At 70.3% G+C, this 22,617-nt stretch carries 23 protein-coding genes and 1 tRNA gene; 6 read left to right on the forward strand and 18 right to left on the reverse strand.

Annotated elements, in window-relative coordinates; genetic code table 11:
* Positions 1-11: 11 nt before the first annotated feature.
* Genes MRBLWH7_RS04795 through MRBLWH7_RS04805 form a run of 3 tightly spaced genes read right to left on the reverse strand, consistent with a single transcriptional unit; the run spans position 12 to position 1,596 of the window.
* Entirely contained in the window at positions 12-281 is a 270-nt protein-coding gene (locus MRBLWH7_RS04795; RefSeq protein ID WP_341999667.1) for a DUF6510 family protein, read from the reverse strand.
* The gene (locus tag MRBLWH7_RS04800; RefSeq protein WP_342001918.1) at positions 281-1,006 is read right to left on the reverse strand and encodes a ferredoxin reductase; all 726 of its coding nucleotides are present in this window, start codon (positions 1,004-1,006) and stop codon (positions 281-283) included. Before MRBLWH7_RS04800 ends, MRBLWH7_RS04795 begins: the two co-directional genes overlap by 1 nt.
* Complete coding sequence (locus MRBLWH7_RS04805; protein ID WP_341999669.1) at positions 1,003-1,596, reverse strand: sulfite oxidase-like oxidoreductase; 594 nt, start codon at positions 1,594-1,596, stop codon at positions 1,003-1,005. Before MRBLWH7_RS04805 ends, MRBLWH7_RS04800 begins: the two co-directional genes overlap by 4 nt.
* A 186-nt stretch (positions 1,597-1,782) precedes the next feature.
* Between MRBLWH7_RS04805 and MRBLWH7_RS04810 the strand changes: the two genes are divergently transcribed.
* Positions 1,783-2,340 (forward strand): DUF308 domain-containing protein, encoded by a 558-nt coding sequence (locus tag MRBLWH7_RS04810; RefSeq protein ID WP_341999671.1) that lies wholly within the window; start codon positions 1,783-1,785, stop codon positions 2,338-2,340.
* Positions 2,341-2,408: 68 nt separating this feature from the next.
* Here MRBLWH7_RS04810 and MRBLWH7_RS04815 read toward each other — a convergent pair whose 3' ends face one another.
* Together MRBLWH7_RS04815 and MRBLWH7_RS04820 are read right to left on the reverse strand one after the other, a co-directional pair.
* A complete protein-coding gene (locus MRBLWH7_RS04815) occupies positions 2,409-4,388 on the reverse strand; it encodes a S9 family peptidase (RefSeq protein WP_341999673.1) in 1,980 nt (659 codons plus the stop codon).
* Between the two features lie 4 nt (positions 4,389-4,392).
* Positions 4,393-5,166 carry an SDR family oxidoreductase gene (locus MRBLWH7_RS04820; protein ID WP_341999675.1) on the reverse strand — a complete coding sequence of 258 codons (774 nt, stop codon included), beginning with the start codon at positions 5,164-5,166 and terminating at the stop codon, positions 4,393-4,395.
* Between the two features lie 42 nt (positions 5,167-5,208).
* On the opposite strand from MRBLWH7_RS04820, the gene MRBLWH7_RS04825 reads away from it, so the two are divergent.
* From MRBLWH7_RS04825 to MRBLWH7_RS04840, 4 genes are all read left to right on the forward strand, one after another.
* Positions 5,209-5,703 carry an NfeD family protein gene (locus tag MRBLWH7_RS04825; RefSeq protein WP_341999677.1) on the forward strand — a complete coding sequence of 165 codons (495 nt, stop codon included), beginning with the start codon at positions 5,209-5,211 and terminating at the stop codon, positions 5,701-5,703.
* Positions 5,700-6,746 carry an SPFH domain-containing protein gene (locus tag MRBLWH7_RS04830; protein ID WP_341999679.1) on the forward strand — a complete coding sequence of 349 codons (1,047 nt, stop codon included), beginning with the start codon at positions 5,700-5,702 and terminating at the stop codon, positions 6,744-6,746. Before MRBLWH7_RS04825 ends, MRBLWH7_RS04830 begins: the two co-directional genes overlap by 4 nt.
* Positions 6,743-7,531: a glycerophosphodiester phosphodiesterase family protein gene (locus MRBLWH7_RS04835; RefSeq protein ID WP_341999680.1), complete on the forward strand. Its 789-nt coding sequence runs from the start codon at positions 6,743-6,745 to the stop codon at positions 7,529-7,531. The genes MRBLWH7_RS04830 and MRBLWH7_RS04835 overlap by 4 nt, the downstream gene beginning before the upstream one ends.
* Positions 7,532-7,657: 126 nt before the next feature.
* Positions 7,658-8,041 (forward strand): RNA polymerase-binding protein RbpA, encoded by a 384-nt coding sequence (locus MRBLWH7_RS04840; protein ID WP_341999682.1) that lies wholly within the window; start codon positions 7,658-7,660, stop codon positions 8,039-8,041.
* Positions 8,042-8,065: 24 nt separating this feature from the next.
* Here MRBLWH7_RS04840 and lnt read toward each other — a convergent pair whose 3' ends face one another.
* The 9 genes from lnt to MRBLWH7_RS04885 form a co-directional block, all read right to left on the reverse strand.
* Complete coding sequence (lnt, locus tag MRBLWH7_RS04845; RefSeq protein WP_341999684.1) at positions 8,066-9,622, reverse strand: apolipoprotein N-acyltransferase; 1,557 nt, start codon at positions 9,620-9,622, stop codon at positions 8,066-8,068.
* Positions 9,623-9,672: 50 nt separating this feature from the next.
* A complete protein-coding gene (locus MRBLWH7_RS04850; RefSeq protein WP_341999687.1) occupies positions 9,673-12,195 on the reverse strand; it encodes a DEAD/DEAH box helicase in 2,523 nt (840 codons plus the stop codon).
* Positions 12,192-12,959, reverse strand: coding sequence for a twin-arginine translocase subunit TatC (gene tatC / locus MRBLWH7_RS04855; protein WP_342001921.1), 768 nt, complete (start codon positions 12,957-12,959; stop codon positions 12,192-12,194). Before tatC ends, MRBLWH7_RS04850 begins: the two co-directional genes overlap by 4 nt.
* A 66-nt stretch (positions 12,960-13,025) precedes the next feature.
* Positions 13,026-13,271, reverse strand: coding sequence for a Sec-independent protein translocase subunit TatA (gene tatA, locus MRBLWH7_RS04860; RefSeq protein WP_116193575.1), 246 nt, complete (start codon positions 13,269-13,271; stop codon positions 13,026-13,028).
* 67 nt (positions 13,272-13,338) lie between these two features.
* Positions 13,339-14,301, reverse strand: a complete 963-nt coding sequence (locus tag MRBLWH7_RS04865; protein WP_341999690.1) for a WYL domain-containing protein — start codon at positions 14,299-14,301, stop codon at positions 13,339-13,341.
* Positions 14,298-15,293: a WYL domain-containing protein gene (locus MRBLWH7_RS04870; RefSeq protein WP_341999692.1), complete on the reverse strand. Its 996-nt coding sequence runs from the start codon at positions 15,291-15,293 to the stop codon at positions 14,298-14,300. Before MRBLWH7_RS04870 ends, MRBLWH7_RS04865 begins: the two co-directional genes overlap by 4 nt.
* 46 nt (positions 15,294-15,339) lie before the next feature.
* Positions 15,340-16,305, reverse strand: a complete 966-nt coding sequence (locus MRBLWH7_RS04875; protein ID WP_341999694.1) for an FKBP-type peptidyl-prolyl cis-trans isomerase — start codon at positions 16,303-16,305, stop codon at positions 15,340-15,342.
* Between the two features lie 9 nt (positions 16,306-16,314).
* Positions 16,315-17,346, reverse strand: coding sequence for a tRNA (adenine-N1)-methyltransferase (locus MRBLWH7_RS04880; protein WP_341999696.1), 1,032 nt, complete (start codon positions 17,344-17,346; stop codon positions 16,315-16,317).
* Entirely contained in the window at positions 17,343-18,050 is a 708-nt protein-coding gene (locus MRBLWH7_RS04885) for an HAD family phosphatase (RefSeq protein ID WP_341999699.1), read from the reverse strand. The genes MRBLWH7_RS04880 and MRBLWH7_RS04885 overlap by 4 nt, the downstream gene beginning before the upstream one ends.
* A 92-nt stretch (positions 18,051-18,142) precedes the next feature.
* Between MRBLWH7_RS04885 and MRBLWH7_RS04890 the strand changes: the two genes are divergently transcribed.
* Positions 18,143-19,018, forward strand: a complete 876-nt coding sequence (locus tag MRBLWH7_RS04890) for a PAC2 family protein (protein WP_341999701.1) — start codon at positions 18,143-18,145, stop codon at positions 19,016-19,018.
* Between the two features lie 18 nt (positions 19,019-19,036).
* Here the strand turns inward: MRBLWH7_RS04890 and MRBLWH7_RS04895 are convergent, their stop codons facing one another.
* The 4 genes from MRBLWH7_RS04895 to MRBLWH7_RS04910 all read right to left on the reverse strand — a co-directional run bounded on the left by MRBLWH7_RS04895 (position 19,037) and on the right by MRBLWH7_RS04910 (position 22,583).
* Positions 19,037-19,858, reverse strand: a complete 822-nt coding sequence (locus MRBLWH7_RS04895) for an undecaprenyl-diphosphate phosphatase (RefSeq protein WP_341999703.1) — start codon at positions 19,856-19,858, stop codon at positions 19,037-19,039.
* Positions 19,859-19,917: 59 nt separating this feature from the next.
* Positions 19,918-21,219 carry a M20/M25/M40 family metallo-hydrolase gene (locus MRBLWH7_RS04900; protein WP_341999705.1) on the reverse strand — a complete coding sequence of 434 codons (1,302 nt, stop codon included), beginning with the start codon at positions 21,217-21,219 and terminating at the stop codon, positions 19,918-19,920.
* Between the two features lie 109 nt (positions 21,220-21,328).
* Positions 21,329-21,413 (reverse strand) — tRNA-Leu (locus MRBLWH7_RS04905).
* 81 nt (positions 21,414-21,494) lie between these two features.
* Entirely contained in the window at positions 21,495-22,583 is a 1,089-nt protein-coding gene (locus tag MRBLWH7_RS04910; protein ID WP_341999707.1) for a VIT1/CCC1 family protein, read from the reverse strand.
* Positions 22,584-22,617: the final 34 nt, after the last annotated feature.

Below are 22,617 nucleotides of genomic sequence, written 5' to 3' on the forward strand. Positions count from 1 at the left end.
GCTTCAGCAGGTCACGGCCGCACGATCTCGTGCAGCATCCCCAAGACGAGCCGCACCCGGTCTCCGTCGCGGAGCACGGTGAACAGCGTGTGCGTACAGGAACGGCAACGGACGATCGCCGCGGTCTCATCGAGCTCGACGACGGCCTCGGCAAGCGCCGAAGCGTCACCGCACCCGCCGCACACGCCGACGAGCGCGGTGACGTCCGCGCCGAACACGTCCCACAGCATCCCCGCCGCGGCGTTGCCGTCGACGACGCTTGCGGCGTTCTCCGCACGCATCATGCACCTCCGAAACGTTCGGTCCTGATCCGAGCAGGCTCATGACCTAAACCGACGAGCGCGTCGGCGACGTGTTCGACGAACCCCGTGGGCCCGCACACGTAGACGATCGGCTCGCGGCCCGGCTCCCAGGTCGCCTCGCGCAGGGCGTCGTCGTCGAGCCGCCCGACCCGCCCTGCCCAGTTGTCGGGCGCCGCGCGGGTGTACCGCCAGGCCAGCCCGACTCCCCCGTCAACGGTCAGCTGTTCCAGCTCCTCGCGATATATCGCGTCATTCGCAGTGCGGACGGAGTAGAGCAGACGGACGGAAGCTGCCGCCCCAGCATCCGTCGCGGCCCGCACCATCGCCATCAGAGGCACGATTCCGGATCCTCCCGCGATCAGCTGCACCGGCTCCTCTCCCCCGGGGTGCCACACGAAGTACCCGCCGAGCGGGCCCTTGACCTCGAGCTCGTCACCGGGAAGCACGTCTTCGACGAGGTACGGCGACACCTCGCCCTCGGGGATCTCGTCGACCGCGAGCTCGATCGTGTCGCCGGTGCCGTACGAGCCGAGCGAGTACGACCGCACCGCCTGATAGCCGTCCTCGGCGGTGAGCCGGATGTCGACGTGCTGGCCGGCGTCGTTGCCCGGCCAGCCCGGAACGTGCAGTCGCAGGATGCGGGCCGACGGCGTCGCGGCCACCGCGTCGACGACCTTCCCCGGCCTCCAGCCGCCGACCGTCACCAATACCGCTCCTCGGTCCACGGGTCGCCGTGCATGTTGTAGCCGTTCTGCTCCCAGAAACCCGGCTCGTCGTCCTGCATGAGAGTGAGCCCGCGGACCCACTTCGCGCTCTTCCAGAAGTACAGGTGCGGCACGAGCAGCCGTGCCGGGCCGCCGTGCTCGGGGTCGAGGGGCTCCCCCTCGAACTCGAACGCCACCCACGCCTTCCCGCCCAGCAGATCCTCGAGCGGCACGTTGGTGGTGTAGCCGCCGTAGGAGTGCGCCATCGCGTACTCGGCGACCGTGTCGACGCTGTCGAGCAGCGTGTCGAGCGACACGCCGCGCCACGACGTGCCGAGTTTGGACCACCGGGTCACGCAGTGGATGTCGGTGTGGACGTCCTCGATGGGCAGGGCCATGAATTCGTCCCACGTCCAGGAGACCGCGTCGCCGCCTTCGGTGCGGATGCCGAAGCGCCACTCATCCTGCTCGATCCTCGGCGTCGGCCCGGCCGACAGCACCGGGAAGTCCTCCGTCAGGTACTGCCCGGGAGGCAGCCGCGGATCGCTCTCGCGGCGACGCGCCCCGAACCCTCTCGACACGACGGCCATCGGAACCTCCTCCTGCGCGCCGCCTGGGCGCGCACGCTCGCGGGAACGGACACGCACACGCTAGCGCGGCGCGGCCCTCTGAGGCGATGGGCATCGGGCAACACACGTTCACGCTCTCTTGCATGTTCGATCTGGGGTCTAAACTTTAGCCGCATCACGTACAGGGAACTCTCAGAAAGGACCCTCATGTCTACTGCATCCGAAGCCGAGAAGTCGGCCGTCAACGGAATCCGCACGGCGCTCGGCGTCGGCGGCGTCCTCGCCATCATCGTCGGCATCCTGATCCTGGTCTGGCCGGGCAAGACCGCCGCGGTGATCACGGCGATCATCGCGATCTACGCGATCGCCGCCGGACTGGTCTACGCCGGTCTCGGGATCTTCTCGAAGACCAAGGGCGGGTGGGCTCGCGTCGGCCACATCGCGCTCGGCATCCTGTTCATCATCGCCGGCGTCGTGGCCTTGTTCAACCTCGGCCAGACCACCGCATGGCTTGCGCTGTTCCTCGGCATCCTCATCGGAATCATGTGGATCGTCGAAGGCATCGTGGCGCTGTCGACGCTCGGCGACGCCGCGTCGAAGGGCTGGTCGATCTTCTTCGCCATCCTGAGCATCATCGCCGGTATCGTCGTGCTGTTCGCACCGGTGTGGGGCGTCGCGATCCTCTGGTGGATCCTCGGCATCGCGCTGGTCGTGCTCGGTGTCATCAACATCGTGCGCGCCTTCACCTTCAAGGGCGACATCTGATCCGCACCTGAAGCGCAGTCGGCCCCGGGAGTGAACGCTCCCGGGGCCGACTCATGTCCGCGGTCGGATCAGCCGACGGGAAGGTGCCGGCTCCACCAGTCGAGCACCGCGTCGAAGCGCTCGACACGGTGGCGCGGCTGGCCCGAGCGGGTGAGCTCGTGGTTCTCGCCGGGGAACACCAGCAGCTCGGCCTCGGTCCCCTGGCGCTTGAGCGCCGAGTAGTACCGCGTGGCCTGCTCGAGCGGGCACCGGAAGTCCAGCTCCGAGTGCATCACGAGCGTGGGAGTCGTGACCTGAGCGACGACGGCCATCGGGCTCTGGCGGGCGATGTCCTCCACCGAGATGCCGACGTACTCGTCGCCGAAGAACGACCCGATGTCGCTCGTGCCCTGGAACGAGAGCGGCTCGAGGAAGCCCCGCTCCACGATCGCCCCGGCAAACCGGTGGTCGTGCGCGATGACCCACGCGGTGAGGTAGCCGCCGTACGAGCCGCCCTGCACGCCGACCCGTTCGCCGTCCAGCCGCGGGTCGTCCGCGATCGCGCCCTCGAGGAAGTCGATGACGTCGGCGAAGTCGACCGTGCCCATCTGCTGACGGATGCTGCGCCCGTGCGCCCGCCCGTAACCCGACGACCCGCGGGGGTTCGAGTAGACGACGGCGTATCCGGCATCCACCAGCACCTGCGTCTCGTCGAAGAGATGCACGCCGTACGAGGCGAAGGGTCCGCCGTGGATCTGCAGGACGACGGGGAACGGCCCATCCCCCTCCGGCGTCGCGACCCACCCGTGCACGGGGTAGCCGTCACGGCCCGTGACGGTCAGTTCCCGAGGGAGGACGGTTCCGGATGCTGCGGCCCGAGCTCCGAACGCGGTGAGCGTGCGTGCCGCATCGTCTTCGATGAGGACGAGCTCGCCGAACGAGTCCGGCTGGGACACGGCAGCCACGACACGGCCGCCACCGGTCGCGTGCCCGCGCACCTCGACGTCGCCGCCGAGCAGCTCGCTGACCGCACGGTCGCGGGAGATGCGCAGCAGGCGCACACGACCGCGTGCAGCATCCTGCACGAGGAAGCCGTCGCCGTCCACGCGCAGGTGCCCCTCGCCGAGGTTCAGGGCGTCGGCGTCCGTGATCCGGCGCGCGACCCCGTCCTCCACGAGCCAGAGTCCGATGCCGGGGGCGATGAAGTCCACGCCGTCGCCGACCTCGTGCGCGAGGAGGGCGATCGTGCCGTCTAGGGCGACGACCGCTTCGTAGATCGCGATCCCCGCGTCGGTGCCGAGCACCTCGCGCTGCCCGGAACCGTCGACGGCAAGGGCGACGATGCGGTTGCGCAGGTCACGGCGATCCGTCTCGATCTCGTCGGGGACGGTGAGAATCTCGCGGCCGTCGGCGGTGAAGACGACGCCGCCGTGCGATGCCGTGCCCTCGCTCAGCTGGCGCGCCTCGGCAGCGACCAGCGTCTTCTTCGGCGGCGCTTCGTCATCGGGGCGCACGGCGGCGGCGGGCTCGTAGAACGGCTCGGCGTCGACCTCGGGCGCGGCGATGGCGAAGACATGCGCCGGGCGGTCGCCGATGTAGCCGAGGCCGTTCGCGTGCCAGCGCACGCCCGTGATGTGCCGCGGCGCCTCGGCCGCAGCATCCAGCCCCTCCACGCTGCCGTAGCGGCCCTTCTCCGGCACCCGGGCGACGAATGCGATGGTCGCGCCGTCCGGCGACCACGCGAAGTCCTCCACGCCCAGCACGGCGTCGGTGGCCTGCACCGGCTCGCCCCCGGAGGCCGCAACCACATGCACCTGCGGCTTGCCCTTGGCGTCACCGCGGAGGAAGGCGATCCGCGTGTCGTCGGGCGAGAGTTTGGGCGCACTGTCGGCGGTGCCGCGCGTGAGGCGGCGCGGCGTCCCGTCGGGGAGATCGATGCGCCACACCTGGCCCACGTTGCGGTTGGCCGCGAGGTCGGGGCGCGAGGTGGCGAAGACGGCCAACGAGCCGTCGGCGGCGATCTCGGGACGCCCGACCGAGACGAGCGTCTCGATGTCGTTCGCCTTCATCGGTTCACTCCGCGCCGAACGACGACACGTCGCCGACCAGGCGGGTGTTGTCGGCGGGCACCGGGTCGAGTGCCGCCTGGGCGACCTCGGCAGCGAACTCCGACACGTTGTAGAGCTTGCCCGCGTCCTCGCGGCGGGCGGCGATGGCGCCCGGGTTGGCCCGCTCGAGCAGGGTCGCCGTGATCGTGCCCTCGATCATGTCGCCCGACACGACGACGAAGTCGACGCCGCGCTCGGCGAGCACGGGGATCCGCTCGCGCAGGGCGTCCTCACCGGCGCGCTTGGACAGCGCGACCGGCTCGTACTCCGGCATCGTCGGGGTGGTGCGGATGAAGTGCGCCTGGTGGCTGGTGACGAAGACGACGCGCGAGCCCTCGCCGAGGATCGGAAGCGCGGTCTCGAGCACGTTCACCTGCGCGTCGCGGTTGAGAAGGAGCGCGTAGTCCTCGGCCATGCCGGACTCCATGCCGCCCGACGCGTTGAGCACGAGGATGTCGAGCGAGCCGAACGTGTTCGCGACCTCGTCGAACATCGCCTGCACGGATGCCGGGTCGGTGAGATCGGCCCCGACGACGAGCACCCGGACGCCGAGTTCGCGCAGCTCGGTCGCGAGCTTCTCGGCCCGCGGAGCCTTGTTGCGGTAGTTGATGACGACGTCCGCTCCGGCCTGTGCGAGGTAGCGGGCCGTGTCGGCGCCGATGCCGCGGGACGAGCCCGTCACGAGTGCGGTCTTGCCGCTCAGCGAGCTCTCGGGAAGCGGGGACAGAGTCTGAGTCACGTGTAGACCCTACCTGCTAGGTTCGAGCTGAGGAGGCGCACCGTGGAGCTCATCGAGGTCGTCGAACAGTGGGCGTGGATCGGCTGGCTGGTGCTGATCCTGGTGTTCCTGGTGATCGAGATGCTCACTCTCGACTTCACGTTCCTGATGCTGAGCATCGGCGGCCTCGCCGGTCTCATCTCCGACCTTCTCGGCGCACCGATCTGGCTGCAGGTCATCATCGCCGCCGGCGTGGCCGCGGCGCTCGTCCTCCTCCTCCGCCCGCCGCTCCTGCGACGCCTGCGCCGCGGCGAAGACCCGACGCCGTCGAACGTCGACGCGCTCATCGGTCTGGGCGGCACCGTCGTGTCGTCGGTCGGCGCACACGGCGGACAGGTCAAGCTCGCCAACGGCGACATCTGGACCGCGCGCACCGAGGCGGGCGATCTGCAGCCCGGCACGCGCGTGCGTGTCAGCCGCATCGAAGGCGCGACCGCGGTCGTCCGCTCCGACTCCCCCGAACCCCTCGCCCCCGCACCAGAGGACCCGCTCGCATGAACGACTTCACCTCGGCCATCCCGACGGCGATCGGGTGGATCCTCGCGATCGCCGTCTTCATCTTCGTGCTGGTGGTGATCTTCCGGTCCATCCGGATCATCCCTCAGGCGACCGCCGGAGTCGTCGAGCGCCTCGGTCGCTACCACAAGACCCTCACGCCGGGCCTGAACCTGCTGGTCCCGTTCATCGACCGTCTGCGACCGCTTCTCGATATGCGCGAGCAGGTCGTGTCGTTCCCGCCGCAGCCCGTGATCACCGAGGACAACCTCGTGGTCTCGATCGATACCGTCGTGTACTTCCAGGTCACCGACGCCCGGGCCGCGACGTACGAGATCGCCAACTACCTCAGTGCGGTCGAGCAGCTGACGGTGACGACGTTGCGCAACGTGGTCGGCGGGCTCAACCTCGAAGAGGCGCTCACGAGCCGCGACGAGATCAACGGCCAGCTGCGCGTCGTGCTCGACGAGGCGACCGGCAAATGGGGCCTGCGGGTGTCGCGCGTCGAGCTCAAGGCGATCGACCCGCCCCACTCCATCCAGGACTCGATGGAGAAGCAGATGCGCGCCGAGCGCGAGCGCCGTGCCACGATCCTCACGGCGGAGGGCTCCAAGCAGTCGCAGATCCTCGAGGCCGAGGGGCGGAGACAGGCCGAGATCCTCCGGGCCGAGGGCGACAAGCAGGCCGCGGTCCTGCGCGCGCAGGGCGAGGCCGAGGCGATCCAGACCGTGTTCGACGCGATCCACCTCGGAAACCCCGACGACAAGCTGCTGGCCTACCAGTACCTGCAGACCCTGCCGAAGATCGCCGACAGCGCGTCGAGCAAGCTCTGGATCATCCCGAGCGAGTTCACCGAGGCGCTCAAGGGTCTGACGGGCTCCTTCGCGGGAGTGATGGCGGATGCTGCGACCAAGGGCCGCACGCCCGCAGCGGGTGGCATCGCCACCGGTGGCGGCTCCTCGGGCGGCAGTGCGCCGGGCGCCGCGGCATCCGGCGGGGCTGCGATCGGCGGTCCGCCGCCCGCAGTCACCCCGCCCACCCCGTGACCCACCCCTGGTTCGAGGGCGTCTCGACGCCCCGCGTGCTCGCACACCGCGGCCTCGTCACGCCCGACGCCGCGCACAGCGGCATCGTCGAGAACTCCTTCGCCGCGGTCGCCGCCGCGCACTCGGCAGGGGCGGACTACGTCGAGTCGGACTGTCACCGCACGGCCGACGGGGTCGTCGTGCTGTTCCACGACGACGACCTGTCACGCGTGACCGGAGACCCGCGCAAGATCGCCGACGTCACGGTGCGCGAGCTCGAGCACCTCATGGCCGGCCGGGGCGGGCTCATCACCCTCGCGCAGGCTCTGACCGCGTTCCCGACCGTGAGATTCAACCTCGATGTGAAGGCGCCGGGTGCCGCGTCCGCGGTCGGCACCGCGATCGCACCGTTCGCCGACCGGGTGCTGGTGACGAGCTTCTCCGACGAACGGCGTCGCGCCGCGCTCACCGCGGCACGGGCCGTGGGCGAGGCCTCGGGCCGCAGCATCCGTCCCGCCACATCCGGGGGTCGCGGCACGATCGCACGCGTGCTGGCGGCCGTGTCGGCGCGGTCGGATCGGCTGGTCGCACGGGCCTTAGCAGGCGTCGATGCCCTTCAGGTTCCCGAGCGGCAGGCCCGCGTGCGCGTCGTCACGCCCCGGCTCGTCGCGGCCGCGCACCGGCACGGCGTCGAGGTCCACGTGTGGACCGTCAACGCCCCCGACGACATGATCCGGCTGGTCGAGATGGGGGTCGACGGCATCGTCACGGACAGGGCTGACGTCGCGATCGCCGCCCTCCGATAACCCGCGACGGTGACCGGGCGGACCCTCCGCTGTGCATCCACTGTGAAAGGTCGATGAACAGCGTCCCTTCGGATGATCCGCTCAGGTCACTTCGTTATACCTGTACAGCGACGAGAGGACCACAAAATGGCAGACCGCAGCCTGCGCGGCATCCGACTCGGCGCCCAGAGCCTACAGAGCGAAGAGGGCGTCGTGTTCCATGAGCGCGCACAGCACATCTACTCGTGCACGTCGTGCGGACGTGACACGACTTTGACCTTCGCGGCCGACGCCGAGGTTCCCCCGGCATGGGAGTGCCGCACGTGCGGCGCGGAAGCGCTGCTGCGCGTCGGCGACGGCACCGCGACCGTCGATCACTCCGGTGACAAGACGCCTCGCAGCCACTGGGACATGCTCCTGGAGCGCCGCACCATCCCCGAGCTGGAAGAGCTGCTCGAGGACCGCCTCGCGTACGTCCGCGCCCGTCGCGGCGCCGGCGAGGCCGTGACGGTGGACAAGCTCAGCGCCTGACCCGCGCTCCGCGCGACGCCGGCCCTACGGGGCCGGCGTTTTCGCGTCCCCGCGCGAGCGCAGGCGTGAGGCGACGCCGAGCCCCGCGAGCACGACGACGCTGCCCCATGCCACAAGCGCGTTCAGCCACGGCCCGATGATGACGGCCGGCGTGAGGCCGGTCCGGAGCGCGACGTCGGTCAGCATGTGTCCGGGCTCGTCCGCCGAGAGCCCGTCGATGGTGGACCCGTCGGGAGCGATCACCTGACTCGTGCCGACCGTCGAGAGGTTCACGACCGAGCGCCCGGTCTCGATCGCTCGCAGTCTCGCGACGGCCAGCTGCTGCAGGTTCTCGTCGGTGCCGCGGAAGTCGGCGTTGTTCGTCTGGAAGAGGTAGATCTGCGCACCCTCGCGCGCGCCTTCCCAGATCAGCGCGTCGTAGATGACGTCGAAGCAGATCGCGAGCCCCGCGACGGTGCCGTCGATGTCGAACACCGGCGCGGTGGTGCCCGGCGTGTAGTCGCGGCCGATCATGCCGATGAGATCGGGCGCGATCGACGCATAGAACTGGCGGTCGGGCACGTACTCGCCGAAGGGCACCGGGTTGCGCTTGTCGTAGGTCTGCTCGATGCCGGTGCCCTCGCGCCAGACGAACGACATGTTGAAGTACTCGTCGCCGCGCTTGTCGATCCGGTTGGCGACCAGCGGGGCGCCCACCTGCCTCACGACACGATCGAGGGCCGCCGCGACGACCGGCGATCCGTCGGGGTCGACATCCACGCTCCCCTCGGGCCACAGCACCACATCGACGCCCTTCGCACCGAACAGCGGTTTCGTGGCCTCGTACTGGGACTCGAGGATGTCTCCCGCCTCCCGGTGGTCGAAATAGCCGGCCGGGCCGTTTCCCTGCACGCTCGCGACGCGCATCGTGCCCGCCGGCGTCGTCGCCCACGCGGGGACGAGGAGGAGCGCGGTGGCGACGAGCGCCAGCACCGCGACCGGGAGGACGGGACGGATGCCGCGTCCCCTCGTCCGTCGCGGGGACCGGACGAGCTCCACCGCGGCGGCGACGAGCGCGACGATCGCGAATGTGAGTCCGGCAGTCCCCGCCCACGAGACCACCTCGGCGAAAGGCCCGTTCACCTGCGACGTGCCGACGCGCCCCCACGGGAAGCCGCCGTACGGGAAACCGCCGATCACCGCCTCTTTCGCGGTCCACAGCCCCGCGATGAGCACCGACGTGAGCAGGATGCGGCCGCGGCGCGGCACCACCACAGGCACCCATCGGTACGCGAGTGAGATGAGCACCGCTCCGCCCGCGACGAACAGCGCTTCGAGCAGGGAGAGCGCCACCCACGGAAGCGGTCCGACCCATTCGGCGGTGAAGTCGACGTTGAGCAGATAGAACGCCAGACCATAGGCGAGCCCCGTGAGGAACGCGCCGCCGACCCGGCGCCCGATGAGCGTCACGAGCGCCAGGGCGACCGACACGAATGCCATCGGCCACCACGCGACCGACGGGAACGCCAGGTCGAACAGCACCCCGGCCAGCACCGAGAGGGGAACCGCCGCCCACAGCGGGAGGATCGGGCGAGGTGGCACGGATTCAGCCTAAGCGAGCCGAGCGGCGTTCCTTCGCCGCCTCGGCGGCCCTAGACGCCGGAGTACGCGACGATGCCGCGGCGCACAGCATCCAACGCCTTACGGGCCGTTCCCGCGATCGGCTGATCGGCGACGATCGACAGCTGGTCGAGCAGGTCGATCGTCTGCTTCGACCAGCGCACGAAGTCGCCGGCGGCCATGTCGGCCTCGATCAGCACGCGATCGAGCATGCCGCCGCGCGCCCACGTGTGCATCGCCAGCGCAAGACCGGCCGCGACAGGCTCGGTGCCCGGCAGCCGATGCTCCTGCTCGATGTCGTCGAGCTCTTGCCATAGGGACAGCGTCGCCTCGAACGCCGGGCGGAACGCCCCGCGCGGCAGCCCCCTCTCCCCTGGGCCGCCGTCGTCCCGCCGCGGCTCGTATACGAGCGAGCAGGCGAGCGCGGCGAGGGAGGCGGCATCCAGGTCCTTCCAGATGCCGCGCCGCAGCGACTCGGCGACGAGGAGGTCCCGCTCGCCGTAGATGCGGCGCATCGTGCGACCCGCGGGGGTCAGCGTCGTCGTCCCGTCTTCGTGGATCGACACGTACTCGAGGGCGCCCAGCACGTCGACGACGCGGTCGAAGATGCGCGCCACCGTGCCGGTGCGGGTCTCGATCTGGCGCCGCAGCTTGTCGACGTCGCGCTTGAGCTTCCAGTACCTCTCGGCCCACCGCGCGTGTTGCTCGCGGTCGGGGCATTGATGGCACGGATGCCGCTGCATCTGCTTGCGCAGGCTCGCGATGTGCCGCTGTCGCTCGTCGCGAGTCCGGCGGGACGCGCTCACGTCCTTGCGGTTGAGCTTCTCGACGTCGCTCAGCTCGCGGCGGATGCGCGAGTACTCGGCGAAGTCGCCGCGGTCGCACGCCATCGCCTTCGCGTAGCCTGCGAGCGACTCCTCCTGTTCCTTCACCTGCCGGGCGAGCCCGACGACGGCGCGGTCGGCCTGGAACTGGGCGAACGAGGACTCGAGGATCTCGCGCGCCTTGGCACGGCCGAACTGGTCGATGAGGTTGACCGCCATGTTGTACGTCGGCCGGAAGCTCGAGTTGAGCGGGTACGTGCGTCGGGAGGCGAGGGCGGCCACGGCCTGCGGGTCGAGACCCTCGGTCCACTGGATGACCGCGTGTCCCTCGACGTCGATGCCTCGCCGGCCTGCCCGACCGGTGAGCTGCGTGTACTCCCCCGACGTGATGGCGACACGGGCTTCGCCGTTGAACTTCTCGAGCTTCTCGAGCACCACGGTGCGCGCGGGCATGTTGATGCCGAGGGCGAGGGTCTCGGTGGCGAACACGACCTTCACCAGCTTGCGCTGGAAGAGCTCCTCGACAACCTCCTTGAACGCCGGCAGCAGTCCCGCGTGGTGCGAGGCGACGCCGCGCTCGAGGTTCTCGCGCCATTCCCAGAAGCCGAGCACGGCGAGGTCCTCCTCGAGGAGGGTGCGCGTGCGCTCCTCGATCACGGCGCGGATCTCGCGCCGCTCCTCCTGCGAGGTCAGCCGCACACCGGCACGGCGCACCTGTTGCACGGCCGCGTCGCAGCCCGCCCGGCTGAAGATGAAGAAGATCGCGGGCAGCAGGTTGGCGCGCGACAGCAGCTCGACGACGTCGGGGCGGTCGAGACGCTCGATCCGCTGTACGTTCGCGGACCGCACCGGCCGCTTGCCGCCGCGGTTCGGGCGACGACGGGCTGCCTCGTATCCCGCTTGCCGCGCGCTGTTGGACGCCTGCACCCGATGATTGCGCTCGAAGTTCTGGCCTTTGAAGGAGCGGATGCGCATGAGCTCCTGGTTGACCTGGGCCGTCGCGATGCCGGCGCGGTCGTCGAAGAGCGGGAGCAGATCGCCGCGCACGAGCACGTGCTGCTCGAGGGGCACCGGGCGCGTCTCGGAGACGATGACCTCTACCGCAGGTTCGCCCCCATCGGCACCGGCGCCGCGCACCGTGTCGAGCCAGTCGCCGAACTCCTCGGCGTTCGAGACGGTCGCCGACAGTGAGACCAGCCGCACGCTCGGCGCGAGGTGGATGATGACCTCCTCCCACACCGCGCCGCGGAAGCGGTCGGCGAGGTAGTGCACCTCGTCCATGACCACGTAGCGGAGGCCCCGCAGCGCAGGAGAGTCGGCGTACAGCATGTTGCGCAGCACCTCGGTCGTCATGACGACGATGCGCGCATTGCCGTTGATGTTGGTGTCGCCGGTGAGGAGACCGACCTCGCCCTCGCCGTAGACGTCCTGGAGCTCACGGAACTTCTGGTTCGAGAGCGCCTTCATCGGAGTCGTGTAGAACGCCTTGTCGCCGGGTTCGCGCATCGCGAGGTGCACCGCGAACTCGCCGACGATCGTCTTTCCCGCCCCGGTGGGGGCGGCGACCAGGACGCTCCGGCCCTCCTCGAGGGCCTGGCATCCTTCGATCTGGAACGGATCGAGGGTGAACCGCTGGGAGGCGGCGAAGGCGGCCGTGATCGGGTGCGTCCGGTCGAGGCGCGCGGACGCGCTCGCGCGCGCGTAGCGGTCGGCGGGAGCGGGCTCGCTCACGAGACCTCGGGCGGCAGGATGCCGGCTGCGCGGTCCCGCTTGGCCTTGCGGCGGTCGAACAGCATCGAGAGGCCGACTGCCGCGAAGTACAGCACACACAGGATGCCCGCGAGCAGCAGCATCGAGGTGACGTCAGCGGCGGGGGTCGCGGCGGCCGCGAACACGGTGATCACGATGATGGCGACGCGCCATCCCTTGAGGATGCCGCGACCCGACACGACGCCCGCCAGATTGAGCGCCACCAGGAAGACCGGCGTCACGAACGAAACCCCGATCACCAGCAGCAGCTTGAAGACGAAGTCGTAGTACGTGGCGTAGTCGTAGAACTGCGCGATGCCCTGGTCGTTCGGCACGAAGTTCGCCATGAGCACGACCATGTGCGGCATGATCAGCCAGCCCACGTACAGCCCGGCGACGAACAGGGGGATCGCGGCGGCGAGGAAGCCGATCGTGTAGCTGATCTCTTTGCGCGTGAGCCCGGGCATGATGAACGCCCAGATCTGCCAGAGCCAGATGGGCGCCGAGATCAGCAGTCCGATCGCGAACGCGATCCGCATGTGCAGGTCGAAACCGCTCGACACGGTCGTGAAGTTGAGCGCGATGTACTGGTCGCCGCGTTCGCCCGCGATCTGCACGATCGGCTGCGAGAGCAGGTCGATGACCCAGCCGCTGATGACGAATGCGACGATCATTCCGACGACGAGGCCGGCCGCGGCGATGAAGAAGCGCCGCCGGAGCTCGCGCAGATGCCCGCCCAGAGACATGCGCTTGTCGCGCCGAGGCTGCTCAGGCTCCTCGATGCGCGGTGGATCCGTGGTGACCACGGTGGGTCAGGATGAGGGGTCTGCGGTGCTGCTCGAGCTCGCGGGGGTGTCGGCCTTGGGAGTCTCGGACGCCACGTTCTCGGCCTTCGGCTTCGCCGTGGAGTCGTCTTCCTTCATCGCCTTCATCTCGCCCTTGAAGACCCGGGCGGACTGACCGAGGCTCTTGGCCAGAGCCGGCAGTTTCGCCGCCCCGAACAGAAGCAGGATCACCGCGAGGATGATCAGAAGGTGCGGCCATCCGAATGCGCCCATGCGGAGTCTCCTTGTCGGTGCGGATGTGCGTCCAGTGTAACCCGACGGCGAGCGGCCAGAACTGCCCTCACCGGTATTGCGCCAAGCCCGCTTCTGCCCAGTCCGCGACGGCGCGACGTGCGGCCGCAGGCTCGAGCACCTCGACGAGTCCGCCGCGGCGCGCCGCGAGGCGGCGGAGGCTCAGCTCGTCGGCGACCCGCATGGTCGCGACGGTGACGCCGTCGGCGGTCTCGAGCGTGGCGCGATCGAGGTAGTCCCCCAGCAGCGGCGCGACATCCTCCGCGAATCGGATGCGCGCGACCACCTCGCCCGCGTCGGTGTCGAACCAGTCCGGTGCCTGGTCGACGGCGTGCGTGCTCGGGATGCCGGTGAGCTCGAGGTCGCTGACGCGGTCGAGGTGGAACGTGCGCATCGCCTCGCGCAGATGGCACCAGCCCTGCAGGTACCACTGCCCGCTCGCGATGTGCACCTTCACCGGGTCGACCGTGCGCGTCGTGGGCGCGGCGTCCGGCGCCTTGTACGTGAACGACACGGCGACGCCTCGCCGCAGCGCGTCGGACACGAGGTCGCGCACGGCGTCGACGGGCTCGGTGGCGAGGATCACCTCGGCGGGAATCCCCGACGCGCCCCGCGCGAGCTTCGCGAGAAGCCCCGCGTACACGGCGGTGTCGCCCACGCCCGGGATCGACCGCGCCAGCTGCAGGCCCGCCAGGAGCGCCGCCGCCTCGCGTGCCGTGAGTTTGGGCGCGCGCTCCAGACCGACGGAGTTCGTGATGACGATGAGGTCGCGCTCGTCGAGGAGGTCCCAGTCGATGTCGAACAGGTCGTTCGCCATCTGCCAGTAGCCGCGGTCGCCCGGCAGGCCGATCACCGTGAGTTTCTCGACCATCGACCGCATCTGCTCGGGTGAGACGTCGAACTCGTCGGCGGCCTCCGCCAGCGACACCTCGCCCTTGCCGATCAGGTACGGGACGAGCTGGAGCATGAGGGCGGCGCGGTCGGTCGCCACGAGTTGGCGCCGGACGCTCATGAGATCCCTCCGTGGAGGTCGCGGGTCGCCGCGAGCCGGTCGATGACGCGGTCGCGCAGGTCCGCCGGTTCGACGACCCGAACCTCGGGACCGTAGGAGGCGAGCTCGTCGGCGAAGATGTGCGCGTCGACGTACGGCACGCGGATCCCCTGCTCGGCGGGCTGGGCGCGCCGCGCGAGACGCAGCGCCGCCTCGGTGCCGGGGTTCACCTCCAGCAGCGCCGAATTGCGCGCAGCGACGTCGTCGAGACCCGCGAGTGCGCGGTCGCCCGCACCCTCGCGCAGCGCCGCGTCGAAAGACGCGCGGGTGATGGAGACCGCACCGACGATGCGCGCGAGCAGGAACGTGCGGTCGGCCTGGACGTCGAGGTCGATGCCGAACACGTGCCACCGGCCCTCGTACTCGACGAGGGCGAGCGGCTGCACGCGCCGCGTGCGAGGTGCCGCCTCCCCCGGCTTGAGGTACGGGAAGGTGACCACGCGGCTCGACTCGATGGCCTGCTGCAGCGCCGGGAACGCGGGATCGCGCAGGCTGAGGCGCGGCGAGAAGCCGATGATGGGCTCGTCGACGAGATCCCCCAGGGCGCGGATCTTGCGCAGTCCGCTGCGGGCGTCGTCCGACATGGAGCTCTCGCTCCAGACACCGCCGGCGAGGGTGAGCAGCGCCAGCTCGGCGGGGGTGAACTCGATGTCCTCCGGGAGCTCGTACTCGGCGCTCGGCACGCGGTACCGCGCCTCGCGCAGGTCGTCGGGGTCGGCCCAGTCGCCGATCGTCTCGATGGGAACGCCCAGCCCGCGCAGCGACTCCTTGTCGCGCTCGAACATCTTCTCGAGCGCGTCCTTCGACGCGCCCGCCTCGCTCTGCTCGCGGTAGCCCGCGACCGAGGTCAGGATGGTGTCCTTCGTGAGGCCCTGATCGGTCGCGATGAGCGCCACCACGAGGTTCACCAGGCGCTCCTCGGGCGGGATCTTCGCGGCGGCAGTGGCAGGCACCCGCCTATCCTATGACCGCCCGTGTCGAGGTCGTCGAACCCCGGCGCTACTCCGCCGGCACCGCGTCGACGCCGAGGATGTCGATGACGAAGACCAAGGTCGAGTCGGCCGGGATGCCGCCCTGCGCCTGGTCGCCGTAGCCCTCGGCGGGCGGCACGACGACGAGCACCTGCGAGCCGACGGTCTGTCCTTCGAGCGCCTTCGCGAAGCCGGGGACCACGGCGTCGAGCGTGAGGGATGCGGGCTCGCCGTCCCACGTCGAGTCGAAGGGCTCGTCTTCACCCCACACCACGCCGGTGTAGTGGACGCGCACCGGCTGCTCGCCGGTGACCTCGTCGCCGTCGCCCTTCTTGAGCGTCTGGATCGTCAGATCGCTCGGGGCCGCACCGTCGGGGATGATGAGGCCGGGGCGTCCGTCGGGCGCGCGCACGACGCTGGGCAGCCCGAAGCCGCTGTTGAACTGGTTCTGGCCGTCGGCGGCCGCGAGGTACACCTTGCGCAGGTCGATGACGGCGACGAGCGCGTCTCCGTCATCGAGACCGGCCTGCTCGGCGACGCCGTCGCCCAGGTCGTCGGGCGACAGCGCGACCGCGACGCGGGATCCCTCGGTGGCGCAGTGCAGGGCCTCCTCGAAGCCGGGGAAGTTGGCGAACTGCGCGACCGAGCCCACCCGTGACAGGTCGCCGTCGTACGGCGTCGCGGCGAGCAGCTCGCCGGTCGTGCCGCTGAACAGTGCGACGTCGAGCACGAGAGACTGGGTCGCGGACGTGATGGCGGTGCCGTCACCCGTCACGACGTCCTCGTAGGCGAGCTGCGGTGCCTTCACCGGCGTGTACAGGTCGACCTCGGGCTCGTCCTCGGTGTCGCCGGTGACGGTGATGAGGTCCATCACGTCGGGGTTCGATACCTCGGGACGCGAGCAGTCGGACAGGGACGAGCCGGGCAGCGAGCATCCGGCCAGGCCGACGGTCACCAGTCCCAGGACAACCAGGGCAGCGGGGATCTTGCGCACCGGGCTAGTTTAGGCGGACTCGTCGGGCGTGTCGGACCGTCCCGCCGCCTGGCGCGCGCCCTCGGCGGCGCGCTCGGCCTCGCGCACCCGCTTGCGCAGGTTCTTGTCGGTGATCTGCCGGTCGCCGACGGCGCCCGGCGTCCACAGCTCCACGTCCTCGTCGCCGTAGCTCGACTTGGATGCACGGCGCTTCACCTCGGGCGGGATGGCCCCGGGGGCCAGCCGGCGCGCCCACACGAGGAACCCGGTGTGCGCGATCATGCGGTGATCCGGGCGCACGGCGAGGCCCTCGACGTGCCAGCCGCGCACCATGGTCTCGTTCGCGTCGGGCTCGGTGAACAGCCCGGTCCCGCGGATGTACTCCGCGACACGGCTGAGCTGGGTCGCCGTCGCGACATAGCAGACCACCACACCACCGGGGGTGAGCGCCTCGGCCACGGCGTCGATGCACTCCCAGGGCGCGAGCATGTCGAGCACGACACGATCGACGGATGCCTCGGCCACCGTGTCGTTCAGCTCCTCGGCGAGGTCGCCCACCACCACGTCCCAGTTCGCCGGAACGTGGCCGGTGAACGTCTCCACGTTCGCCCGCGCGACCGCGGCGAAGTCGTCACGGCGCTCGAAGGAGACGAGCCGCCCTTCGCCCCCGATCGCGCGCAGGAGCCAGAGCGACAGCGCCCCCGAGCCCACGCCGGCCTCGACGACCGTGGCGCCGGGGAAGATGTCGGCTTCGGCGAGGATCTGCGCCGCGTCCTTCGGGTACACGATCGCCGCACCCCGCGGCATCGACATCACGAAGTCGCGCAGCAGCGGCCGCAGCGCCAGGTACTCGTGCCCGCCGCTGTTGGCGACGACGGACCCGTCGGGCTGCCCGACGAGCTGCGAGTGGCGCAGCACGCCGTGGTGCGTGTGCAGCTCACCGCCCTCGCGGAGCGTGATGGTGTGGAGGCGCCCCTTGGGTCCGGTGAGCTGGACGCGGTCGCCGAGGCGGAACGGACCGCTCGGACGGGAGCCCGCGGTCTCCAGGTTGTCGTCGGTCATCGGGCGGTCTCCTCGGCGGGGTGCGTGGCGTGGACGCGGGCGCGGTGCGCCGCGTGGAAGTCGACGACATCTGCGGCCGTGCGCCCTTCGAGGCTCTGCCATAGCGTGTGGGCGCCGGCGCCAGTGAGCGACACCATGAGCGGCACGCCGATGACCGACGCGCCCGACGCGACGGCTGAGCGCAATCCGTTGGGCGAGTCCTCGATGGCGACCGTCTGGTCGGGCGTGACTCCGAGCGCCTCGCACGCCTGGAGATAAGGGTCGGGAAAGGGCTTCGGGCGCGTGGCGTCGTCGCCGGCGATGACGACGTCGAACGCGTCGAAGTCGATGAGGTCCACGACGGTCTGCGCCATACGACGCATCGACATCGTCACGAGTCCCGTCTTGACACCGGCGTCACGCAGGCTCGCCAGCAGCTCACGGGCGCCGGGGCGGAACGGCACGCCCGTGGCGGACAGCTGGCGCATGACGTCCTCGGTGAGGTGGTCGATGATCGCGTCGGTGCTCATACGCACGCCCGTGCCCTGCAGGATGCGGGCGGAGTCCTCGAGCCCGAGGCCGACCAATCCGAGCGCCTGCTCATGCGACCACGTCCCCCCGAAGCTCTCGATGAGAGGCGTCTCCGCCGCCATCCAGTACGGCTCGGTGTCGACGAGGGTGCCGTCCATGTCCCACAGGACGGCGGCGAGTCGGGGCGCATTCACCGTGCAATCCTACCGAGGGCTCTCCGGCCCTCCCCGGGGGTGGGGGCCTATCCTGGAAGGAACCCGCAGCGGATGAGGGCGAAAGGGGTCCCGTGGACGGATTGGGTCGTCGTGTTCTCGTCGCAGCGTTCGACGGTTGGAACGATGCGGGCGAAGCCGCGTCGTCCGCCATCACCCAGCTGCGCGACGGCGGCTCGTACGAGACGGTGTTCTCGGTCGATCCCGAGCTGTACTTCGACTACCAGTACACGCGTCCGCACATCGCCGCCGACGGCGACGGAAGCCGCACCCTCCGCTGGCCCGAGGCGACGCTCCTGCGCCCCGCGCAGGCGACGCGCGGGACGCAGCTGTGGCTGCTCACCGGCGTCGAGCCGGCTCGCGCGTGGCAGGCGTTCTCGTCGGAGTTCATCGATGTGGCCCTGCGCGAGGACATCACCGGGTTCGTCGCCATCGGCTCGATGATGTCGGACGTGCCGCACACGCGGCCCATCTCGGTCTTCTCCGGCAGCGACAACGAGAACCTGCGCACTGCGCTCGAGCTCGAGCGCAGCACCTACGAGGGCCCGGTCGGCATCCTCAGCGTCCTCGGCGACGCGGCGGAGCGCGCGGGTATCCCGACGGCGAGCCTGTGGGCGAGCGTGCCGCACTACGTCGCCGGCCACACGCCCTCGCCCAAGGCCACGCTGGCGCTCCTCGACAGACTCGAAGACCTCACCGGCGCCCCCGTGCCCCGCGGCGACCTCGCGACGGAGGCCGCGGCGTGGGAGGCGTCCATCGACGCGGCCGCGGCCGACGACGAGGAGATGACCGAGTACATCCACCAGCTCGAGCGAACCCGCGACACGTGGGACTCCCCCGAGGCCTCGGGCGACGCGATCGCCCAGGAGTTCGAGCGGTACCTGCGCCGCACCGACGGCAAGCCGGGCGACGGGCCGAGCAAGCCCGGCCGCGACGACCCGCGCCGCTGAGCGGCATCCGTCCCCGCGTCAGGGGTTTATCACGCCCATGCTCAGCAGCACCAGCAGCAGTGAGCCGACCGCCACGCGGTAGACCACGAACGGCAGGAAGCTGTGCTTGGAGATCCAGTTCATGAAGAACGCGATCACCCCGAGCGCGACGATGAACGCGACTGCGGTGGCCACCGCGGTCTCGCCGAGCGTGAACATGCCGGGCTCGTCGAGGCTCTTGAACAGCTGGAAGAAGCCGCTTCCGAAAACGGCGGGGATCGCGAGCAGGAAGGCGTAGCGCGCAGCGGCGGCCCGCTCATAGCCCATGAAGAGGCCGGCGGTGATCGTCCCGCCCGAGCGCGACACGCCCGGGATCAGCGCGAGCGACTGCGCCAAGCCGTAGATCACGCCGTGGCCGATGGTGATGTCCTGCAGCTTGCGCTTCTTCGCGCCGACGTGGTCGGCGATGCCGAGCAGCACGCCGAAGAAGATCAGCATGCCCGCGGTGATCCAGAGCGACCGCAGCACCGTCTCGATCTGGTCCTGGAACAGCAGGCCGAGCACCACGATGGGGATCGAGCCGACGATGATCAGCCAGCCGAGCTTCGCGTCGGGGTCGTTGCGCGGGATGCGGCCGAACAGCGCCCGGAACCAGTGCCCGATGATGCGCACGATGTCACGCCAGAAGAACACCACGACGGCCGCCTCCGTGCCGATCTGGGTGATCGCGGTGAAGGCCGCGCCCGGGTCCTCGGCGGAGGGCAGGAATTCGCCGAGGATGCGCAGGTGCGCACTCGACGAGATGGGGAGGAATTCGGTCAGTCCCTGGACGAAGCCGAGGATGATCGCTTCGAGAAGCATGGGCGCCTTTCAGCCGTTGCCATGACGGATGCGGCGGGGAGCTCGCATCCGTTCGGTTCTCAGTAGGTGCGGAGCAGATCTGTGAGGACGGCCTGGCCGAACACGAGGGCGTCGATCGGGACGCGCTCGTCGACGCCATGGAACATGCCGGTGAAGTCGAGGTCGGACGGCAGGCGCAGCGGCGCGAAGCCGTACCCGGCGATGCCGAGGGAGGCCAGCGCCTTGTTGTCGGTGCCGCCGCCCATGAGGTACGGCACGACGGGCGCGCCCGGGTCGTGGCGGCCGAGGGCGGCCACCATCGCGTCGACGAGGTCGCCCGAGAACGGGACCTCGAGACCGATGTCCTGATGGACGACCTCGACCTCGACGCCGTCGCCGACGATGCGCCGGATGTCGGCGAGGGCCGCCTCCTCGGTGCCGGGGAGGGCCCGCACGTCGATGAGAGCCTCGGCCCGGTCGGGGATGACGTTGTGCTTGTAGCCGGCCACGAGACCGGTCGGGTTGGTGGTGGTGCGCAGCGTCGAGCGGAGGAATCCGGATGCTGCGCCCGTGGCTGCCGCGACGGCGTCGGGGTCGCCCGCGTCCCGGCCGGTGAGCTCGGCGAGCCGCTCGCTCATCTCGCGCGACGTGTCGGTGAGGGTCACGGGCCACGCGGTGCGACCGAGCGCCGCGACTGCCTCGGCGAGCCGCGTCACGGCGTTGTCGTCGTGCAGCTTGGATCCGTGCGCGGCGCGGCCGCGTGCGACGAGGCGGATCCAGATGAGCGCCTTCTCCCCCACCTGGAGGAGATACGCATGGCGGTCGCCGAGGGGAATGGAGTAGCCGCCGACCTCGCTGATCGCCTCGGTGGCGCCGGTGAACCATTCCGGGCGGTCGCGAACCACGAGCGCCGAGCCCTCGACACCGCCGTTCTCCTCGTCGGCGAAGAACGCCAGCACGAGGTCGCGCTCGGGCTGCTCGCCCGATCGCAGGACATCGGCGACCGAGGTGAGGATCATGGCGTCCATGTTCTTCATGTCGACGGCGCCGCGGCCCCACAGCATCCCGTTCTTCACGACGCCCGCGAACGGATCGACGCTCCAGTCCTCGGCGATCGCCGGAACCACGTCGAGGTGGCCGTGCAGCACGAGCGCGGGCTTGTCGCTGTCACGGCCGGGAACCCTCGCCATCACGTTGGTGCGGCGCGGGACGGGCTCGTAGAACTCGGCCTTCAGGCCGAGCGTCTCGAGGTAGGCGCCGACGTACTCCGCGGCCTCCCGCTCTCCGGCGGCGCGGCCGCCGCCGTGGTTCGTCGTGTCGAAGCGGATGAGATCCCGCGCGAGTGCGGCGACTTCGGGGAGTTCGGCATCGGATGAGGGCACGCGTTCCAACCTAGCCGTCACTGGTTTCCCGTCCGTTTCCGAATGCCGTGGTCGACCCGCGAGGCCTCGCAACGACGAAGGCCCCCTTTCGGGGGCCTTCGACCTACTGTGCGCGAGGGGGGACTTGAACCCCCACGCCCTATACGGGCACTAGCACCTCAAGCTAGCGCGTCTACCTATTCCGCCACCCGCGCAGGTGGTTTTCGGTTTCGCAACCGAGGAATGACATTACCACGTCACCGGAGGTTCAACGAATCGCGCGACGCCCGGGCGCGTCATCCCAACGAGACGCCGAACAGCAGGCCCAGGACGTAGGTGACGGCGGCGGCGCCGAAGCCGATGCCGAGCTGGCGCAGCGCGCGGCGCAGCGGCGGGGAGCCCGACAACAGGCCTACAGCGGCACCTGTCGACATCAGCGCGATCCCGACCAGCACGAGGGCCACCACGACCGCGGTGAGGCCCGACAGGCCGAAGATCCACGGCAGGACCGGGATGATCGCACCGGACGCGAAGAACAGGAAGCTCGACAGCGCGGCGGACCAGGCGCTTCCCACCACCTCCTCGTGATCGGCGACGGAGATCGGTCCGGTGTCGGCGCGTCCCTGGCCGAGAGCGTGGGCGGCTTCGACGACGCGGCGGGCGCGCGCGGATGCCTCGGCCTCCGGCATCCCGCGGGTGCGGTACACGAGCGCCAGCTCGTTGGCGTCGATGTCGAGGTGCGGGATGGCGCCGTCGGCGTAGTCGCTCGGCTCCGTGGCCGCGAGGAGCTCCCGCTGCGAGCGGACCGACACGAACTCCCCCGCGCCCATCGACAGCGCGCCCGCGAGGAGACCGGCGATGCCGCTGAAGAGCACGAACTGGCTGGAGACGCCGGTGGCGCCGATGCCCATGACGAGCGCGAGGTTCGAGACGAGCCCGTCGTTGGCACCGAAGACGGCGGCGCGGAACGTGCCCGACAGGCGACGGCGGCCGCGGGCGGCGAGCCCGCGCACGACCTCGTGGTGGATCCGCTCGTCGGCTGCCATCGTCGGGGTCGCGAACGGCTCGTCGTCATAGGGCGAGCGAGCCTCGGCGTTCTGGGCGAGGGCGAGCACGAAGATCGACCCGAACCGCCTGGCCATCCAGCCGAGCATGCGCGTGCGCACATCGGCTCGGGGCGGTCGCGCCGGTTCGCTGCCGAGCAGCAGCAGCCAGTGGGCCTCGTGACGCCCCTCGGCCTCGGCGAGGGCCAGGAGGATCTCGCGCTCCTCCCCCGAGCGTCGTCCGGCGAGCTCGCGGTAGACATGCGCCTCCGCGCGCTCATTCACGAGGTACTGCGCCCAGCGGCGTCGATCGCGGTCGGTCGGTGCGGCGGGCGTGCTCACTCAAGCCTCCAGTCGGGGTGCGGGACCCGTCAAC

It is taken from the genome of Microbacterium sp. LWH7-1.2, assembly GCF_038397755.1.
GTDB lineage: Bacteria > Actinomycetota > Actinomycetes > Actinomycetales > Microbacteriaceae > Microbacterium.

Excerpts from the sequence above, each read along its gene's own strand:
- MRBLWH7_RS04810 (WP_341999671.1), top strand. The coding sequence starts at position 1,783 with ATGTCTACTGCATCCGAAGCCGAGAAGTCGGCCGTCAACGGAATCCGC.
- MRBLWH7_RS04815 (WP_341999673.1), bottom strand. The coding sequence starts at position 4,388 with ATGAAGGCGAACGACATCGAGACGCTCGTCTCGGTCGGGCGTCCCGAG.
- MRBLWH7_RS04880 (WP_341999696.1), bottom strand. The coding sequence starts at position 17,346 with ATGACCGACGACAACCTGGAGACCGCGGGCTCCCGTCCGAGCGGTCCG.
- MRBLWH7_RS04840 (WP_341999682.1), top strand. The coding sequence starts at position 7,658 with ATGGCAGACCGCAGCCTGCGCGGCATCCGACTCGGCGCCCAGAGCCTA.
- MRBLWH7_RS04895 (WP_341999703.1), bottom strand. The coding sequence starts at position 19,858 with ATGCTTCTCGAAGCGATCATCCTCGGCTTCGTCCAGGGACTGACCGAA.
- MRBLWH7_RS04865 (WP_341999690.1), bottom strand. The coding sequence starts at position 14,301 with ATGAGCGTCCGGCGCCAACTCGTGGCGACCGACCGCGCCGCCCTCATG.
- MRBLWH7_RS04830 (WP_341999679.1), top strand. The coding sequence starts at position 5,700 with ATGAACGACTTCACCTCGGCCATCCCGACGGCGATCGGGTGGATCCTC.
- tatC (WP_342001921.1), bottom strand. The coding sequence starts at position 12,959 with ATGTCTCTGGGCGGGCATCTGCGCGAGCTCCGGCGGCGCTTCTTCATC.
- tatA (WP_116193575.1), bottom strand. The coding sequence starts at position 13,271 with ATGGGCGCATTCGGATGGCCGCACCTTCTGATCATCCTCGCGGTGATC.
- MRBLWH7_RS04795 (WP_341999667.1), bottom strand. The coding sequence starts at position 281 with ATGCGTGCGGAGAACGCCGCAAGCGTCGTCGACGGCAACGCCGCGGCG.
- MRBLWH7_RS04805 (WP_341999669.1), bottom strand. The coding sequence starts at position 1,596 with ATGGCCGTCGTGTCGAGAGGGTTCGGGGCGCGTCGCCGCGAGAGCGAT.